The 17,882-nt window shown below is 70.5% G+C and carries 17 protein-coding genes; 12 read left to right on the top strand and 5 right to left on the bottom strand.

The genetic code is table 11. The features are described from left to right. Nucleotides 1-50 precede the first annotated feature (50 nt). The 5 genes from ABDZ89_RS13795 to ABDZ89_RS13775 all read left to right on the top strand — a co-directional run bounded on the left by ABDZ89_RS13795 (nucleotide 51) and on the right by ABDZ89_RS13775 (nucleotide 5,527). Entirely contained in the window at nucleotides 51-839 is a 789-nt protein-coding gene (locus ABDZ89_RS13795) for an SDR family oxidoreductase (RefSeq protein WP_343780087.1), read from the top strand. After that, entirely contained in the window at nucleotides 836-1,183 is a 348-nt protein-coding gene (locus ABDZ89_RS13790; RefSeq protein WP_343780085.1) for a cupin domain-containing protein, read from the top strand. Before ABDZ89_RS13795 ends, ABDZ89_RS13790 begins: the two co-directional genes overlap by 4 nt. 47 nt (nucleotides 1,184-1,230) lie before the next feature. Next, entirely contained in the window at nucleotides 1,231-2,052 is an 822-nt protein-coding gene (locus tag ABDZ89_RS13785) for a fumarylacetoacetate hydrolase family protein (RefSeq protein ID WP_343780084.1), read from the top strand. A gap of 85 nt (nucleotides 2,053-2,137) precedes the next feature. Further along, nucleotides 2,138-4,903 (top strand): AAA domain-containing protein, encoded by a 2,766-nt coding sequence (locus ABDZ89_RS13780; RefSeq protein WP_343780083.1) that lies wholly within the window; start codon nucleotides 2,138-2,140, stop codon nucleotides 4,901-4,903. A gap of 69 nt (nucleotides 4,904-4,972) precedes the next feature. Then, complete coding sequence (locus ABDZ89_RS13775; RefSeq protein ID WP_343780082.1) at nucleotides 4,973-5,527, top strand: hypothetical protein; 555 nt, start codon at nucleotides 4,973-4,975, stop codon at nucleotides 5,525-5,527. A gap of 97 nt (nucleotides 5,528-5,624) precedes the next feature. Here ABDZ89_RS13775 and ABDZ89_RS13770 read toward each other — a convergent pair whose 3' ends face one another. Then, entirely contained in the window at nucleotides 5,625-6,329 is a 705-nt protein-coding gene (locus ABDZ89_RS13770; RefSeq protein WP_343780079.1) for a DUF47 domain-containing protein, read from the bottom strand. 93 nt (nucleotides 6,330-6,422) lie between these two features. Further along, nucleotides 6,423-7,517, bottom strand: coding sequence for a phosphoribosylaminoimidazolesuccinocarboxamide synthase (locus tag ABDZ89_RS13765; protein ID WP_343780077.1), 1,095 nt, complete (start codon nucleotides 7,515-7,517; stop codon nucleotides 6,423-6,425). A gap of 168 nt (nucleotides 7,518-7,685) precedes the next feature. On the opposite strand from ABDZ89_RS13765, the gene ABDZ89_RS13760 reads away from it, so the two are divergent. Beyond that, nucleotides 7,686-8,363: a tRNA (cytidine(56)-2'-O)-methyltransferase gene (locus ABDZ89_RS13760; RefSeq protein WP_343780075.1), complete on the top strand. Its 678-nt coding sequence runs from the start codon at nucleotides 7,686-7,688 to the stop codon at nucleotides 8,361-8,363. A 42-nt stretch (nucleotides 8,364-8,405) separates the two neighbouring features. Here ABDZ89_RS13760 and ABDZ89_RS13755 read toward each other — a convergent pair whose 3' ends face one another. Both ABDZ89_RS13755 and ABDZ89_RS13750 read right to left on the bottom strand, forming a co-directional pair. After that, nucleotides 8,406-8,792 carry a MaoC family dehydratase gene (locus ABDZ89_RS13755; protein WP_343780073.1) on the bottom strand — a complete coding sequence of 129 codons (387 nt, stop codon included), beginning with the start codon at nucleotides 8,790-8,792 and terminating at the stop codon, nucleotides 8,406-8,408. Nucleotides 8,793-8,935: 143 nt separating this feature from the next. Beyond that, complete coding sequence (locus ABDZ89_RS13750) at nucleotides 8,936-10,423, bottom strand: ATPase domain-containing protein (protein WP_343780071.1); 1,488 nt, start codon at nucleotides 10,421-10,423, stop codon at nucleotides 8,936-8,938. Nucleotides 10,424-10,609: 186 nt separating this feature from the next. Between ABDZ89_RS13750 and ABDZ89_RS13745 the strand changes: the two genes are divergently transcribed. Next, nucleotides 10,610-12,070: a PAS domain-containing protein gene (locus ABDZ89_RS13745; RefSeq protein ID WP_343780069.1), complete on the top strand. Its 1,461-nt coding sequence runs from the start codon at nucleotides 10,610-10,612 to the stop codon at nucleotides 12,068-12,070. A 42-nt stretch (nucleotides 12,071-12,112) separates the two neighbouring features. Here the strand turns inward: ABDZ89_RS13745 and ABDZ89_RS13740 are convergent, their stop codons facing one another. After that, entirely contained in the window at nucleotides 12,113-13,078 is a 966-nt protein-coding gene (locus tag ABDZ89_RS13740; RefSeq protein ID WP_343780067.1) for a M48 family metalloprotease, read from the bottom strand. Nucleotides 13,079-13,222: 144 nt separating this feature from the next. Between ABDZ89_RS13740 and ABDZ89_RS13735 the strand changes: the two genes are divergently transcribed. The 5 genes from ABDZ89_RS13735 (at nucleotide 13,223) to ABDZ89_RS13715 (ending at nucleotide 17,809) form a co-directional block, all read left to right on the top strand. Continuing rightward, complete coding sequence (locus ABDZ89_RS13735; RefSeq protein ID WP_343780065.1) at nucleotides 13,223-13,747, top strand: transcription factor; 525 nt, start codon at nucleotides 13,223-13,225, stop codon at nucleotides 13,745-13,747. Then, nucleotides 13,747-14,442 (top strand): DUF2110 family protein, encoded by a 696-nt coding sequence (locus ABDZ89_RS13730; RefSeq protein WP_343780062.1) that lies wholly within the window; start codon nucleotides 13,747-13,749, stop codon nucleotides 14,440-14,442. The genes ABDZ89_RS13735 and ABDZ89_RS13730 overlap by 1 nt, the downstream gene beginning before the upstream one ends. A 14-nt stretch (nucleotides 14,443-14,456) precedes the next feature. Beyond that, complete coding sequence (locus tag ABDZ89_RS13725; protein WP_343780060.1) at nucleotides 14,457-15,236, top strand: DUF5803 family protein; 780 nt, start codon at nucleotides 14,457-14,459, stop codon at nucleotides 15,234-15,236. A 93-nt stretch (nucleotides 15,237-15,329) separates the two neighbouring features. After that, nucleotides 15,330-16,013: a competence/damage-inducible protein A gene (locus ABDZ89_RS13720; protein WP_343780058.1), complete on the top strand. Its 684-nt coding sequence runs from the start codon at nucleotides 15,330-15,332 to the stop codon at nucleotides 16,011-16,013. 653 nt (nucleotides 16,014-16,666) lie between these two features. Further along, nucleotides 16,667-17,809, top strand: a complete 1,143-nt coding sequence (locus ABDZ89_RS13715) for an ATP-NAD kinase family protein (protein WP_343780056.1) — start codon at nucleotides 16,667-16,669, stop codon at nucleotides 17,807-17,809. The last annotated feature ends 73 nt before the right edge of the window (nucleotides 17,810-17,882 follow it).

Raw genomic sequence — 17,882 nt, 5'->3', positions numbered from 1 at the left:
CGCTTGCCTGCAGGAAAATGTTTTCACCGCGTACCCGGGATAGGGGAGACATGGACCTAGGGATCGACGGGAACGCGGCCCTCGTCACGGCGTCGTCCAGCGGACTCGGCAAGGCATCGGCGAAGGCGCTCGCGCGGGAGGGCGTGAACGTCGTCATCAACGGCCGTGACGAGGAGCGGCTGGCGGACGCGAAAGCGGAGGTCGAGGAGGTCGCGACCGGCGAGGTCGTCGCCCACTCCGCGGACCTGACGGACGCCGACGAGGTCACGGCCTTGGTGGAGGCGACCGTCGACGAGTTCGGCACGATCGACCACCTCGTGACGAGCGCCGGCGGCCCGCCCTCGGGCGCCTTCCTCGACACCGACGACGAGGACTGGCAGCACGCCTACGACCTGCTCGTGATGAGCGTCGTCCGGCTGGCGCGGGAGTCGTACCCGCACCTCAGGGAGGGCGACGGCGGCACCATTGTCAACATCACCTCCCGGAGCGTGAAGGAGGCGCTCGACAGCCTCGTCTTATCGAACGCGGTTCGGATGGGCGTCATCGGGTTAGAGAAGACGCTCTCGAAGGAGTTCGCCCCGGAGGTGCGCGCCAACGCCGTCCTGCCGGGCCCCCACGAGACGAGCCGGATCCGCGACCTCGTCGAGGCCGGCGTCGAGCGCGGCGAGTACGACGCCTACGAGGACGGGCTCGACGACTGGGCGGGCAACCCGCTCGACCGCATCGGCGACCCGATGGAGCTCGGCAACACCGTCGCGTTCCTCTCGTCGCCGAAGTCGGGCTTCGTCAACGGCACCGCGCTGCCGATCGACGGCGGGGCCACCGGTGCGAACCTATGAGGGCGGTCGCGTTCGACGAGGCGGAGAGCTACGAGCCCGACGAGGGCTGGCGGCGCGTCTCGATGGCCGGCAGCGACCGGTTCTCCTTCGAGTGGTTCGAGAAGCCGCCGGGACACAGTTCGCCGATGCACGACCACGAGAACGAGCAGGTGTGCCTCTGCCTGGAGGGCGAACTCACCGTCGAGACCGAGGACGACTCGGTCACGCTCGCGGAGAACGACTCCGCCCTCCTGGCGGCGAACGAGGCCCACCGCGTCGAGAACACCGGCGACGAGCGCGCGGTCGGCCTCGACGTGTTCGCGCCCGGCCGCTCGTTCGACTTCTGGACGGACCGCGAGGAGTGAGATGAGCGGACCGAAGGCGCAATGAAAGTGAGCGGACCGAGGGCGCCGTGAAGTACCTCGCACGCACGGCGACCGGCGACCCCCTGCTCGGCGACGAGGCGGGGTACGTCCCCCTCGGCGCCGTCGAGCCGGACCTCAACAGCGTCCGCGACGCCCTCCCGCGAGCAGCGGCGGGGACGCTCGGCGACGTGACCGACGCGACCGCGAACCCGGTCCCGGCGGCGGACCTGTCGTTCGGCGCGCCGCTGGCGTCGTTCGGGAAGCTGTGGGGAATCGGCCTGAACTACGAGGAGCACGCCGGCGACCTCGACGAGGATCGCCCCGAGGAGCCGGCGAGTTTCATGAAGCCGTCGTCGGCCCTGACGGGACCGGGCGGGCCGATCCGCCTGCCGCCGGAGTCGCAGAGCGAGCGGGTGACGGCGGAGGCGGAGCTCGGGGTCGTGATGGGACGGGCCTGCCGGAACGTCGCCGCAGACGAGGTCGAAGACGTGATCGCTGGGTTCCTCCCCGCGATCGACATGACCGCCGAGGACGTCCTCCGGCGGAACCCGCGGTTCCTCACGCGGGCGAAGAGCTACGACACCTTCCTCGTGCCCGGCGCCGCGCTCGCGGTGCCGGAGGCGCCGCTCGATCTGGAGGGGCTCTCGGTCCGGACCGAGGTCGACGGCGAGGTTCGGGCCGAAAACGAGATCCGGAACATGCTGTTCCCGCCGACGGAGATCGTCTCCTTCCACTCCGACGTGATGACGCTGGAACCGGGAGACCTGTTCAGCACGGGCACGCCCGGCGCGGCGCCGATCGCCCCCGGCGACGAGGTGCGGGCGGTCGTCGAGTCGATCGGGAGCGTGAGCGCGCCGGTGACGCGGTAAGCGGTCGGCGGAGACGACGGGGACTGGGCCCACCGCGGGGTACACCCACCGACAGCGTTTTTCGGTGCCGCCGCCGAGCAGGGGCGTGAACGTTCGGGGGCCGATCGTCTCCGTCGGGGAGGCGCGGACGGTGTCGACGTCGTACGGCGAGCGCGACCTCCGCGAGGTGCGGGTCCGGCCCGACCGCGGCGCGGGCGAGCCGGTCGACGTGACGCTGTGGGGGAAGTGGACGGAGACCGCGGAACACGCCGAAACGGGGATGGAGCTCCTCGTTACCGAGGCCGAGGCGGACGAGTACCGGGGCGAGACGGGGTACGCGACGACCGACGAGTCGTGGGTCGTCCTCCAGCCCGACTTCCTCGTCGACGTGACGGGGATCCGGTCGTGGGTACAGTGTCCCCGCATGTACTACCTGAACAAGCTCTCCGGGATCCCGCTCAACTACCCGGTGGTCAAGGGGACCGTCGTCCACGAGGTGTTCGGCGACCTGCTCCGCGGGATGGAGCTGGAAGAGTCCGTGGAGGACCGCGTCGCGGACGCCGGGCTCGAGCTCGGGCTCTTGGGCTACGAGACGGAGGAGGTCGAAGACGAGGTGCGCCGCAACGCCGCCGCCGTCGAGGGGTGGCTCGCGCAGGGGACGCTGAGCGACGACGACACGTGGCGGTCGGAGTTCACGCTCATCTCGCCCACCTTCGGACTGAAGGGGCGAGCGGACGCGCTCCGGCGCGGCACGCCCGTCGAACTGAAGACGGGCAAGAACACCAAGCGGGAGCCGCGGTTCCACGACAAGGTCCAGGCGGCCTGCTACGCCCTCATGCTCGACGAGCGCGGCGTCGACCCAGACATCGGCACGCTGCTGTACACGAAGAACACCGCCTTGGACCGCAACGAGGAGTCGGGCGATCTGGCGCCCGCCAAGGAGTTCACCGTCGGCCGCGGCTTCCTGGAGTTCGTCGTCCGCGAGCGAAACGCCCTCGCCGCGATGGAGTGGCGCGCGCTCAACGACCCCGGCGAGCGCCCGACCGTCCCGACGGGCTACGAGGCGGACGCGACCTGTAGCTACTGTTTCGAGCAGGACGCGTGTATGGTCGTCTCGGGGCGTCTCGATCAGGAGTCGAAAGCCGGACAGATCGGGACCGCGGTCCCCGACGCGGAGCGCGACTACTTCGACCGCTTCTACGTCGCCTTAGAGGAGGAGCGCCGCGAGACCCACGCCGAGTACCGCAAGCTGTGGGAGCAGACGCCCGAGGAACGGGCGGCCGACGACCGCGCTTTGATCGACCTCGAACCCGTCGCGCAGACGGAGATCGCGGACAGGCGGTGGGAGCTTCGCGCCCGGAAACCGGACGACGCCGTCTCGAAGCTCCGCGAGGGCGACGTGGCGCTCGCGAGCGACGGCGACCCCGTCTCGGGCCACGGGGAACTCGGGCGCATCACCGAACTCGGGAGCGACGTGGTCGTCGTCGAGACCGACGAGCCGGTGGAGCTGCGCCGGCTCGACGTCTATCCCTCGGAGATATCCGTCGACCGCTCGCTCACCGCGCTCCACGACGCGGTGTTGAAGGGGAGCGAGTCGCGGAAGGACGTGCTGTTCGGCCGGCGCGAGCCGGAGTTCAGAGAGCCGGCGGACCGACCGGCGGGGAGTCCCGGAAGCGACGGCCCGGACGCGCCGGACGCCTACATCGACAACAACGAGGCCCAGAACGAGGCGGTCGAACTCGCGGTCGACGCCGAGGACTGCGCGCTGATCCACGGGCCGCCCGGCACCGGGAAGACGTACACCATCGCCCGGACGATCCGCGCGCTCGTCGCGGAGGGGAACCGGGTGCTGCTGTCGGCGTTCACGAACCGCGCGGTCGACAACGCGCTCGAAGCGCTGCGCGATCAGGGGTTCGAGGAGTGGGTCGCGTCCGCGCGACCGGATGGAGCCGGTGAAACCGGCGGAATCCTGCGAGTCGGGACCGAGACCGGCGTCCGCGAGGACATGCAGGACGTGCGGCTCGTCCAGCGCGGCGACCCGAACGCGAAGGCCGCGGAACTTCGCGACGCGCCCGTCGTCGCCGCCACGACGGCGACCTGCGGCTCCCGGGTCATGCGCGAGTGCGACTTCGACGTGGCCCTGGTCGACGAGGCCTCGCAGCTCACGGAGCCGGGCACGCACGCCGCCGTCAACCTCGCCGACCGGTTCGTGCTCGTCGGCGACCACGAGCAGCTCCCGCCGGTCGTGCGGGCGGAAAACGACCTCCGCACCTCACTGTTCCAGCGGCTCATCGAGACGTACCCGGACGCGAGCGTCATGCTCGACCGCCAGTACCGGATGAGCCAGCGGATCCAGGCGTTCGCCTCCGCCGAGTTCTACGACGGCGCGCTCCGCCCCGCGACCCCGGAGGTGGCCGGGCAGACCCTCGCGGACCTCGGCGTCGACCCCGACGGTCTCGCCCCCGAACTGACCGGCGGCGTCGGGTTCGTCGACCCGGACGGCGAGCGCGACGGCAACCGGAACGTCCGTGAGGCCGAGCGCGTCGCCGCGATCGTCGAGGCGTACGTCGCCGCCGGCGTCGACCCCGACGACGTCGGCGTCATCGCGCCCTTCCGCGCGCAGGTCGCGGAGATCGGTCGCCGGACCGACGTGACCGTCGACACGGTCGACCGCTTCCAGGGCTCCTCGAAGGCGGTGATCGTCGTCTCCCTCGTCGCGACCGGCGACCTCGACGGGCCGATCTTCGAGGACCACCGCCGGGTGAACGTGGCGCTCACGCGGGCGAAAAAGCAGCTGACGATCGTCGGCGACGCCGACGCGCTCGGCTCGGACCCGTTCTACGCGCGGATGCTCGACTGGGCGCGGCGGTAGCCGGTCACGCGGCGAATCCGGCCTGGAGAGCGTTTAACACGCTTGCGACGCTACTGACGGTAGAACCGAATGGAAGAACTCGATCGGGTGTTGAAGAAGTACGCCACCAGCCAGGATCTCATGGACCGGATCCGATACGTGGCCGAGGCGTTGAGCATGGAGTTCGACAAGTGGGACGACGAGTACGTGAGCGGTCCGAGCCTGTACTTCCTCGTCGTCGCCGAGACGGACTTCGAGGCGTACACCGACCCGCTGGGAGAGAACGTCTGGCCGACCGACCGGTGTAAGATCGTGCTCGACTCGCCCGAGGCGTTTCGACGGGTCGCCGAGGACGTCGGGTTCAGCCGAGACGGCGCGATCGTCGTGACGGGAGACGGGACGATCCAGCGACAGATGGTCCGAGTCCGAAGCCCCCACCACGCCGAGGTGCCGGGGGTCGCGGAGCTCGAATACCCCGACTGGATGGGGACCAAACACATGAGTGCCCTGGAGACGTCGCTCCGGAAGAACGTCCTGTGGGCGATCACGCTCAGCGAGGAGGACGGCCGCGTCACCACGTATCTCGACGGCACGTATCAGGACTACCCCCGCGAAGAGATCGGCGGTCGATGGCGGCCCGAGTAGCGGCGACGCCGCGGCCGGCACGCCGAGGTCGGCACGTCGCGATCGGCGCGCCGCGCCTCGGGCGCGTCGAGTCCGCCGGAGCGGTGCGGTGCGCGCGCTACTCGCCGTCCGCCTCCGTGACGATCCCCGGCTCCTTGCTCGCGATCACGACGATCCGGTCGGTGAGGTCCTCGACCGCGTTGGCGAGTTCGTCCAGCAGGATCGCGAGTTCGCGGTAGACGAGCGGCTGGTCGATCGTCTCGTCGGCGAACGCGGTCTCGATCGCGTCGTTACGGAGGTCGTCGCACTCGCTTTCGAGCGCGCGGATCGCCTCGATCCCCTCGGCGAGCGTCTCCGTGGCGTCGGCGCGCGCGAGCCCCCGAACGAACCCCTCGACCACGTCGCCGAGGACCGCGACCATCTCGGCGATCCGCTCGGCCATCTCGCGCATGTCGTCGAACGGTTCGACGCCCGCGTCGGGGCGCATCATCGCCACCTCCTGAACGATCCGCTCGGTGTGGTTCGCGACCACGTCGAGCTCGTTGTAGAAGTCGAGCAGCGCGGACTCGTTGAAGTTGATCCGCGTGTTCAACAGGCCGATGTCGTCCGGCCCCGCGTCGGTGATGAGCGCCCTAACGCCGCGGACGAGGTCGTCGCATTCGCTTTCGACGGCGGCTATCTCGTCGACCGTGTCGCGGTACGGCCCCTCGTCGGCGTACTCGTCGAGCGCCCGGGGAAGGAGGGCGACGCAGTCGTCGATCCGGTCGAGATACGTCGCGGTCTGCGTCTCCAACCGCTCCCCGAAGTCGGCCTCGGTGGACATGCCTCGATCCACGCGCGTCGGGGGTAAAGAGGTTCCCTCGCGTCCGATCGATGGTGAGGATCCGGCTCTCGGTTCCCGGGGATCCGGCCGGCGCTACAGGCCGTCGGCCGCGTCGAGCGCGGCCTCGACGTCGGGGGCGTCGAACCACTGGCGGCCGGTGTAGGCGTTCGCCCCGGCCGCGTACAGGTCGGCCACCGCGTCGACGACGGCGGGCGGGAGCGGGTCGGGGGACGGCTCGCAGAGCTCGCGCCAGTCGTCGATATCCCGGTCTGCGACGGCCTCCTTCGCGGCTTTGACCGCCGCGACCCAGTCGGGGTCGTTCGCCTTGTACCACTGGCGGACGACCTCCTTCGAGATGCCCCGGCCGCCGTAGGAGAAGCGGTTCTCGTCGAAGGTCCCCACCACGTCCGCGACGCGGAGTTCCCCGTCGGCGTACAGGCACTCGATCTTCCCGTCCTCGTGGACGAACCCGGCCGCGTCGGCGCGCTCGGTGACGACGCGGTTCACCTCGCGGGCCAGCGATTCGAGCGCGTCGACGTCGGCGACGCCCGCGATCCGGTCGGCCTCGGCGCGAGCGAGGTATCGGTCCTGCTGTTCGTACTTCGTCGAGAACTCCACGACCGGCTCGGGGAGGTCGACCGGCGCGTCCGGCCACTCGTCGAGGCCGAGGTCGTCGTCGAGTCCGAAGTCCGCGGGATCGGCGCGTCGCCGCAGGCTGGAGCCGACCGGCACGCGGTTCCGGAAGACGACCTCCAGCGGCACGAGGTAGTTGGTCCCGCCCGCGGCGTGGAAGGCGTCGTAGTCGTAGCCGGCCTCGGGCCCCTCGTACGGGAGGTCGGGGACCTGCGTCAGGTCGATGGCCATCTCGGTCGGCGCGGCGGTCGCGTCGTCGAGCGGGACGGACGCGGGCGCGTCGCCCCCGCCGTCGGCGGGGCCGTCGGCGTCGTCGGCCGGCTCCCGCGCGGCCGGATCGGTGACGCCGCGGTAGTGGGTCGGGACTCCGGCCGTCTCCAGCAGCTCGAAGTTGAACGCCCCCATCGTACAGAGGCTCGCGCCCTTCTCCGGGATCGCGTCGGGCATCTGCCCCCAGTCGAACACGGAGTAGGCGTCGGTGAAGACGAACCGCCCGCGACCGAGCGCGTCGGCGGTCGCCGGCTCGTCGACGCGGAACTCCTTGACGCTCGTCATGGCTCACACCGCGACCGCCTCCCACATGAATCTTTCAGTTACGTGGTCACCTCTCGGTGTTTTCTCTTCATTCGATCCACTAACACGGATCAGAATTCGAGGCTGGCGAGGCGTCGACTCCGCGACCGCATCGAAAGCGACACCCGGCTCGCACGCCCAGCCCGTGGCATGAACGACGCACGAGAGGTCGTCGTCCTCCGGTACGGCCACCGGCCGGGACGCGACGACCGCATGACGACGCACGTGGGGCTCACGGCCCGGGCGCTGGGCGCCGACCGGGTGATCTTCCCCGACAACGCGGGGCAGTCGGCGGAGACCGTCCGCGACATCACCGACCGGTTCGGCGGCCCGTTCGAGGTCGAACTCCGCGACGACCAGAAGGCGCTGGTTCGGAACTTCGACGGGGTCGTCGTCCACCTCACGATGTACGGCGAGCGCGTCCAAGACGTGGAGGCGGACGTGCGCGAGGCCGTCGGGCTCGAGGACGCGACGGTCGGCGGGTCGCCGCCGTCGCCCCGGGACCTCCTCGTCGTCGTCGGCGGCGAGAAGGTGCCGTGGGCGCTGTACGAGCGCGCCGACTTCAACGTGGGCGTGACGAACCAGCCGCACTCCGAGGTCGCCGGACTCGCGGTGTTCCTCGACCGGCTGTTCGCGGGGGCCGAACTGGACCGCGAGTGGGCGGACGCCGACCGCCGGGTCGTCCCCGAGGCGACCGGCAAGACCGTGATCGACGCCGACGGAGAGGGCGTTGAGGGCGACGGGGACGCAGAGGGCGACGAGGGCGACGGGGACGCAGAGGGCGACGAGGGCGACGGGGACGCAGAGGGCGACGAGGGCGCGGAGTGACGTGAGACGACCCGTCGCCGAAGCGGGCGAGGTCGCCGCCGTTCAGTCATTTTTCCAGACGATCCCCTCTACCGTCGCCTCGAGGACCGCGGCTCCGTCGTCGGTCTCGCAGACGACGTCCCACGCGAACGCGTAGCGGTCGTCTCGTTCGGTGACCTCGTCGTAGGTCGCGTAGCAGGTGACGTGCTCGCCCGTGTACACGGGTTCGAGGAACTCGAACTCCATCCGTCGAGCCAGCACTTCGAGGTCGCCGCCCAGCTCCGTGGGGAGCGTCGCGGTCAACAGTCCCTGGACCATCACCCGACCGTCGTCGTCGGGCTCGGTGTGTCGCGGTTGGTCGTCCCCGGACAGTTCGGCGTACCGTCGGACCTCGTCGACGGTGAACGTCCGATCGGTCGTGACGGTCTCCCCTTCCCGTGGTCGCTCCATGTGGACCGGCTCGGTGCCGCGACACATGAACGATCGGTGGGGTGGGGTACCTCGTCGCCCCCGAGGAACGCGTGACCGGTCTCGACCGCGACCGGGTCGGAGTCGGGCTCCGGGCGAGGCGCCCGCCGGACTCGGCCGGTCGCTCAGGGCTCGTCGCCCGCGTCGCGTCGTGAGTCGCCGCCGTCGTCGATCGCTTCCGGCGTCCCGCTCAAAATGCCCCGCAACCCCGACATCGGCTCGCCGACCGTGATCCCGTGTCGCGTGATCTTGAACTCGCGGATCGTCCGCTCGAAGTCGCTCGTCCGCTTTTTCAACACGCCGATCGCCTTCCGCATCTCGCCGCGGGTCTCAAGGTGGCGGAGGAAGACGATGTTGTCCGCGAGGTAGCTGATGTTCTCGACGGTCGCCTGAAACTCGCCGGTGATGTTCCGCGTCTCGTCGATGAAGATGGTCGTGACGCCCGTGTTCTTGAGGTACCGGCCGAGCGCGTGCAGCTGTTGGAGCAGCATCCCCTCCTCGCCCCGCAGGGTCAGTCGGTACCCGGCGATGCCGTCGATCATCACGATGTCCGCGCCCCGCTCTTCAACCTCGTCGCGGACCATCCGCGAGAACTCCTGTGGCGACCGCTCTAACGCCTCCACCTCGGTGACCTGTAGCGTCCCCTTCTCGATCATCTCGTCGACGGGGATGTTCACCGCGCGCGACCGCTTCAGGAACGTCCCCCGGCTCTCCTCGAACAGGTAGATGACCGAGCGCTCGCCGCGGCCGGCGGCCTCCTTCATGAACTGCGTGCTCAGCGTCGTCTTGCCGACGCCGGTCGGGCCGCTCACGATGCTGACCGTCCCGCGCTCGATGCCGCCGTTGAGCAGTTCGTCGACCTCGGGGATCCCGGAGGACACCTGTTCGAAGTCGAACTCGCCGCCGTGGGTGCCGGGCTGGAGCGCCGGGTACACCTCGATCCCCGTGTCGGTGACGCGGTAGGCGTGGTCGCCGCTCAGCGTGCCCGAGCCGCGGAACTTCGGCACTTCGATCGTCTTGCCGTACTCCTCGGTGGCCATGCGTATCGTCCCGTCAGTGATGAACTCCAGCCCGTCCGTCGGCAGCGCGTCGGTGTCTTGAACCGTGAACAGCACCGTCGCGTCCCGGTCTTTCAGGAACCGCATGAAGCCGACGACCTGCTTGCGGAACTGGTAGTCGTCGGAGGTGAGAAAGCGGAGCTGCGTCAGGGGGTCGACGACGACCCTGTCCGGGTCGACCTCCCTCACGCTCTCGACGATCCGCTCCGTGATCGGCTCCTGTTCGACCTCCTCGGGCGCGAAGACCTCGTACGACTGGTCTTCGGTGAACACGTCCGCGCCCGGGCTCAGGTCGAGGAACTCGATCGCGTCGGTGTCGAACCCGAGCGCCTCGGCGTTCGCCTTCAGGTCGCTCACGTCCTCTTCGAGGTTGATGAACAGGGCCGTCTCGCCGCGTTCGACCCCGGCGGCGAGGAAGTGGAGGCTGAGGATCGTCTTCCCGCTGCCCGCCTGCCCGCGAATCATGTAACTGCGCTCTCGAATGAGTCCCCCCGACAGGATCTCGTCGAGCCCGGTGACGCCGGTCGAGAGCCGAGCGGATGGCGACTGAGTCATGTCCCTTCCTACTCGGCGACGGACATAAGCGTGGGTGGCGGCCGGACGCGAGGAGTGGTGGCGGCCGGACGCGACGGGGGCGGCCGGACACGACGGGTGGGGGCGACCGTCACGCGCCGGCGGTCGCGGTCGCCGACTCGAATTTTCCGTACCTCTTAGTGGATGTGGGTCGTCGTTCGAACAGAGATGGGCTCGAATTCCGAGGACTCCTTCGGAGCGACGCGGGCCGGAGCGCCGCCCGAGCCCGACGACGGTGCCCGCGTGCTGCTGTTCGTGGAACGGCGCCGCGACCGCGAACTCCTCGTCGACGCTCTGAGCGACCGCTACGCGGTCGACACCGCCAGCGAGGCGGCGGCGCTCGACGAGGAGTTCGACTGCTGTGTCCTCGACGAGTCGGCGTTCGAACGCGTCCGTGACCGCATCGAGCCGCGGCGGGACCGCGCCGATCCGGCGTTCCTTCCGTTCGTGCTGCTTGCGAGCGGGGACGCGGGGTCGGCGGCGAAGGAGGGCGCGTGGGACCGCGTCGACGACGTGATCGAACTGCCGACGAGCCGCCGGGGGCTCGTCTCGCGGATCGAGAACCTGATCGAGCGCCGGTCGACCTCCCTCCGGCTCTCGGAGACCGTCGACGAACTGCGGCTCAAAGAGCAGGCGATGGACGAGTCACCGGTCGGAATTACCCTCGCGGAGGCGACTGAGGGCGACGACACGCCGCTCGTGTACCTCAACGGCGGGTTCGAGGAGATGACCGGCTACGGCGAAGAGCGGCTCGGCGAGGACTGCCGGTTCCTCCAGGGCGAGGACACGGCCGAGGAGCCCCGGGCGGCGATCCGCGAGGCGTTGGCCGAGGAGCGACCCGTCTCCGTCGACATCCGTAACTACCGGGCGAACGGGCAGAAGTTCTGGAACCACGTGACGATATCGCCGATCCGCGACGCCGACGGGACCGTCACCCACTATGTCGGGTTCCAGAACGACATCACCGACCGGAAGATCCGGGAGCGTCGGCTGGAGGTGATGACGCGGGTGCTCAAACACAACCTCCGGAACAAGATGAACCTGGTCGAGGGGTACGCCGACCTCTTGGGCGAGGAGATAGACGACGACTCGCGGCTGGAGTCGCTCGCGGTGATCTCTGAGACGGCCGAGGACCTGATGGGTATCGCGTCGACCGTTCGGACGGTCAACGAGACGCTCGACGAGACCGAGTCGAACACGACGGTCGATTTCGCCGAAGAACTGGTCGAGCTACGGAACCGGATCCAGCGCCGCTACCCCGACGCGACGGTGACGCTGTCGCTACCCGACGGCGACCCGATCCACGTGACGGTCGTCGGGCTGACGGTCGCGGTCGAGGAAGCGGTCGAGAACGCGGTGAAACACAACGACGCGACGAACCCGTCCGTCCACGTCCGCGTCGAGCGGCATCCCGACGGGTGGGTCGTCGCCGAGGTCACGGACGACGGGCCGGGCATTCCGGACCACGAGATGCAGGTGCTGGAGGTCGGCGAGACGTCGCTGACCCACGCCGACCGGCTCGGGATCTGGCTCATGTACTGGGTCGTCGGGAAGGCGGGCGGCGAGTTCGACATCGACACCGGCGAGGACGGGACGACCATTCGATTGGAAGTCCCGGCGCACCCCTGACCCGGGGCGGATCGGCCCGGTGGGCTTCGAACCGACGGCGACCTACAGCGTGCGCTTCGACCGGAGTCGCGCGAGTCGCGTCCGCGCCTCCTGTCGGCTCGTCCCCCGCACGCGACCCGTCTCGGCGTCGGCCATGGAGACGAGCGAGAGGCGGTCCAAGAGCGGGGGCCAGTCTGCCGCGCCCGCGGCGTCGCTCGCGAAGGCCACGGCGTTGCCGAGTCCCTGCCGGCCCTCGGACCCGGTCCGCGCGACGAGCGCGTCCGCGGCTCGGCGCCCCCCGGCGACGGCGAGCCGGTCGCCGACCGTCGCCGGGACCCACGCCGGAAGCAACACCGCCCAGAGCAGGACGCCGGCGGCCGCGTACGCCCACGACGGGACCCGCTCGCGGTCCGGCTCGTAGCCGTGGATCCGGTTGACGCGTCGGTCCGCTGCGGTGCGGTCGCCCCGGCGTCCCACGAGCAGCGTCGCGAGCAGCGCGGCGGTCTCGACGAGCGCGAGCGCCGGGAGGGCCGCGGTCGTGATAAGCGCCTGCCGAGTCCGGATCCTGACGAGCGCGTGGCGCAGTGCGGCGTCGCGGTCGGCCTCGGGCAAGGCGAGGAGCCGCGTCGAGACCACCAGTCGCGCGCCGCGGTAGCCGTCGGTGACGGCGACGTTCGCGGCGTCGGCGCGGACGGTCGTCACGGTCGGGACGTCGACGCCCACGTCGGCCGCCAGCCGCTCGACGCGGTCGGCGACGAACTCGGCGCGCCGGTCGTCGAGGTCGGCGTCGGGGAGCCGCGCGATCCGCCGGTCCACGAGGACTGGGCCGAGGAGGGCGGCGACGACGGGGCCGACGACGGCGGCCGCGAGCAGCCCGCCGAGCGCGCCGACCGGGAGCAGCCCGAGGCCGCCGGGACCGAGAAGTGCGGCGAGGGGAATCAGCGGGACCGCCGCCAGCACGAACGGGACCGCGAGGAGCGCGAGCGCGCCGAGCGCGCGTCGCCCGCCTCCGTCGACCGAGTCTGCCATGCGACGAGTGTGAGCCACGCGGCGTAAAGCTCTGCCGGACCCGCCGGTCGCCGGCGGCTCGGGGACGTTCGCCTCGGAGCGGCGGAGCGGTCACGACCGCGCCTTTCGGAGGTTTTAACCCGATTCCACCACCAGATTCCCGTAATGGCTTTTGAGGATCTACTGAACGACCCCGTCATCCAGAAATACCTCCACGAGCTGGTGGGGCCGACGGGGATGCCGGTCGCGGCCGCGCCGCCCGACGGCGAGGTCACCGACGAGGAGCTGGCCGAGGAACTCGGCTTGGAGCTCAACGACGTGCGACGCGCGCTGTTCATCCTGTACGAGAACGACCTGGCGACGTACCGTCGCGTCCGCGACGAGGACTCCGGGTGGCTCACGTACCTGTGGACGTTCCACTACGACAACATCCCGGAGAACCTCCAGGAGGAGATGTACCGGCTCCTCGACGCGTTAGAGGAGCGCGAGGAGTACGAGCGCACCCACGAGTTCTACCTCTGTGAGGTGTGTTCCATCCGCTTCGAGTTCGGCGAGGCGATGGACTTCGGCTTCGAGTGCCCCGAGTGCGGGTCGCCGCTGGAGGCGATGGACAACGACCGGCTCCGCGAGGCGATGGACGAGCGCATCGGGAAGCTCCGCGACGAGCTCAACGTGGACGTGACCGGCTGATGGTCGTCCTCGCAACCAAGTGCTACGTCGAGGGCGACGCCCGCGACCGCGCACTCGACGGGATGAACTCGCTCGTCGCGAACGACGTGGGCGAACTCGACGTGGACTGGCAGGTCGGCGTCCGCGGCGACGACTTCGTCCAGGTCGACGTGACGGGCGAGGACGCGCCGGTCGCGCGGAACGTCCTCGCGGAGACGTGGGGCGAGATCGTCGCTCACGACGGCGGGCTCGAAGCCGGCGAGACGTACGTCGGCACCCTGGAATCGTGGGACGACGACGGCTTCGTTCTCGACGCCGGCGCGGAGGTCTTCGTCCCCGCGGACGAGCTCGGCCTCGGCGTCGGCTCGCCGCAGCAGGTGGTCGAGCGGTTCGGCCTCGTCCAGCACCTCCCGATGCGGTTCGTCTACGGCGGCGACGTCGGCGACCCGGACGCCGATCCGTCGCGGCTCGCCGGCGCCGAGCGGGACCGCCTGTACGACTGGCAGCGCGGGGACGGGCGGGTGAACGTCAACTCCGCGACCCGCGGCGAGACGCGGGCGACGGTGAACCGCGCGGGCCACGCGCAGGACATCGTCACCGTCGAGCGGCTGGGGCTCTTAGAGCAGAGCATCGTCTGTGCCGAGGGAACCGACCCGCCGGGGCTGCTGGCCGCCATCGGCTCGTACCTCCCGGCGGAGATGCGCTGTGTCGTCTGAGGTGAGTTGAACACGTGAACCGACGATTCGCGCTCGCGGTGGCGGCGATCGCGCTCCTCGCGGTCAGCGCCGGCTGCCTCGGCTACGCGACCGGCGGCGGCGAGGTGGCGAACGAGACGCTCGACGCGGAGCCGCCCCGCGAGTACGACTTCGACACGGACCGCGACGCCGCCTTCGAGCTCTCGACGGACGCCAGATACACCGTCGTGTACTCGATCGGCGACCGCGAGGAGCTGCGGCTGTTCGAGCAGACCCCGTACGCCGGCGACCGCCCGATGGAGTTCGAGGCGCTGCGGTACCGGTACCCGGACGGCGAGGTGATAAACGGCAGCGAGTTCCGCGCTCGCGGCGGTGAGGTGGAGCAGACGACCGACGAGACGTGGATACGCTTCGCCGACGACATGGCGGGCGGAAAGCTCGGGTTCTCCGGCGCCGGATCGCCGCGCCGGTTCACCATGCGCGCGTACGTCGAGGGGTCGTACGCCGTGACGCTCCCGCCGGACTTCAGCACGGAGGTGCCGATCGTCGGCCACGTGTCGCCGCGCGACCACGAGGTCGAGACCGTCGGCGACCGCGACCGGATCGTGTGGGACGAGGTGACCGGCGGCTCGATCGTCGTCCAGTCGTACCGCGAGGGCGACTTGGTGGTGTTCGGCGTCATCCTCGTCATCGCCGCGGTCGCCGCGGTCGCCGGGACGCTCTACTTCCGGCGCCAGTTGGAGGCGCTCCGCGAACAGCGGCGCGACCTCGGCTTGAGCGTCAACGAGGACGACGACGACGACGGCTGGCTGTGAGCGGCCGACGCTGACCGCGCTCCGTGGCGCGTACGGATCCGTCCGGACGCCCGCGTCGCGGTCCTTTTCTACCGTGCGCCGCTTGCTTCGCGTATGAACGCCGCCGTCGTCACCGTCGGGGACGAGCTCCTCGTCGGCGACACCGAGAACACGAACGCCACCTGGCTCTGCGACCGCCTCGACGCCCGCGGCGTCACCGTGCGCCGGGTGACGGTCGTCCCGGACGAGGTCCCCGAAATCGCGCGCGTCGTCAACGAGTATCACGCCGAGTACGACGCGGTGATCGTCACCGGCGGCCTCGGACCGACGCACGACGACGTGACGATGGAGGCGGTCGCGGCCGCGTTCGGCCGCGCGCTCGTCGAGAACGCGGAGGCGGCCGCGTGGCTCGCCGAGCGGGGGTACAGCGGCGACGACCTCGCGGCGGAGACGACCCACCTCCCCGCGGACTGTCGACCGCTCCCGAACGAGGCCGGGGTCGCGCCCGGCGCCGTCGTCGAGTCGACCTACGTCCTTCCGGGCGTCCCGGGAGAGATGGAGGCGATGTTCGACCTGATCGCGGACGAGTTCGCCGGGACGGTGACCCACGTCCTCACGGTCGACGTGGACGAGCCGGAGAGCGCACTCCTCGACCGGTTCGCGTCGCTGCGCGAGCGGTTCGATGTGCGGGTCGGCTCGTACCCGGGCGAGGTCGTGACGGTGAAGATCACCGCCGAGAGCTCGGACGAGGCCGAGCGGGCGGCGGCGTGGGTCCGCGAACACGCCGACGCGGTCTGAGCCACGAGGGGCGGACCGAACGAGTCGATCGGTGAGAACGGACGGAGGTCGATCGGCGAGAACGGACGGAGGTCGATCGGAGACGAGGCGCCGTGAGCCGCGCGGTGCGGCGACGGATCGACCTAGCGGTACAGGTAGGCCACCCACACGAAGACGAGTGCGAGGCTCGCGAGCAGGACGGCGCCCGCGGTCGCGCTGATCGGCAGCGGCTCGGTCACGGCGGCTTCGAGGATCATAACTCGGCGTTGTTTTGGGGGCGTCTTAAGTATTCATTCTCGGTGGAAGCGACCGCCGACGCCGGACTGACGGCCGCACGACCGCCGCTTCGGACGGATTAGGAGGTACCGTAGTACGGACGCCCGGCGGAACCGACTCGGACGGAGCGGGTCGCGGCGCCCTCCGTCGTCGCGGCGAGGAAAACGGAACTGGGCGGCATGGGCGTGTGGCAGCTCCCACGAGGGATCCAGTCCCGACGAGAGAGGGGTTCTCTGACACCGATGGCGGGCTCGTCCACCGGCGACTGTTACTATGGGTGGACGATAGTTGGTGGTCGTGGCTCGGTGTTGAGGCCTTTTATCAGCCGCCGCGGCGAGCCGCCGACGAGTCGCGGTCGGACGCGTCTTCCTTAAGGGGCCGGCGCGGGAACGTCGCGTATGGACGTGGGGATCGTGGTGAATCCGGTCGCCGGCATGGGCGGCCGCGTCGGCCTGAAGGGGACCGACGGCAAAGTCGCCGAGGCGATCGAACGCGGCGCGGAGCCGCGGGCGCCGGCCCGAGCGCGACGGATGCTCGACCGACTGGCCGCCGTGGCCCCCGAGACGAGCGTCGTCGCGGCCGCGGACCCGATGGGCGAGTCGACCGTCCGCGAGGCCGGGTTCGACCCGGCCCGCGTCGTCGACCCGTTCGAAGGTGAAGCGTCTGCGTCGGGCGGCGCCCCGGACCCGACGGAGACGACCGCCGCGCACACCGCCGCGGTCGTGCGGGCGTTCGCGGGTCTAGAGGGGGACGGTCCGGACGATGAGAGGCCCGCCGACGCCGTCGACCTCGTGTTGTTCGTCGGCGGCGACGGGACGGCGGCGGACGTGGCGGGCGCGCTGGAGGGGACCGAGGTGCCGATGCTCGGCGTCCCGGCCGGCGTGAAGGTGTACTCGTCGGTGTTCGCGGTGTCACCGGAGGACGCCGCCGAGGTCGCCGCGTCGTTCTCGCGGACCGAGCGCCGCGAGGTGATGGACATCGACGAGGACGCCTACCGCGAGGGGGAGGTCCACCCGGAGCTTCGGGGGGTCGCGCACGTCCCCGTCGCCGACGACCTCCAGTCGTCGAAACAGACCGCGAGCGGGACCGTCGAGTCGCTCGCCGAGGGCGTCGCGGCCGACATCCGCGAGCGCGACGGCGAGGGAGTCACCTTCGTGCTCGGGCCGGGGTCGACCGTCGGCGCGATCAAGGACGAACTCGGCTTCGAGCCGTCGCCGATCGGCGTCGACGTCTGGCGCGACGGCGAGGTGGTCGTCCGCGACGCCGCCGAGGCGGAGATACTCGACGCGCTCGGCGAGGAGAACGTGATCGTCGTCTCGCCCATCGGCGGGCAGGGGTTCGTCTTCGGCCGCGGCAACCCCCAGGTATCGCCGGCCGTGATCCGGCGGTGTGACCTCCGGATCGTCGCCTCGCGGGCGAAACTCGACGACGTGCGGGCGCTCCGCGTCGACACCGACGACCCCGACCTCGACGACGACCTCTCGGGGTGGGTCCGGGTCCGCGTCGGGAAGTTCGAGACGCGGATGATGAAGATCGTTTGAGGCGCGCCCCTCGCGCGCCCGCCTCCGGTCCGCCACGGTCGACGGCCCCGACACGGACACACCTTTGTCCCTC

It is taken from the genome of Halorubrum ejinorense (assembly GCF_039522565.1).
GTDB classification, from domain to species: Archaea; Halobacteriota; Halobacteria; order Halobacteriales; family Haloferacaceae; genus Halorubrum; species Halorubrum ejinorense.
This window is presented reverse-complemented; position numbering and strand designations above follow the sequence as displayed.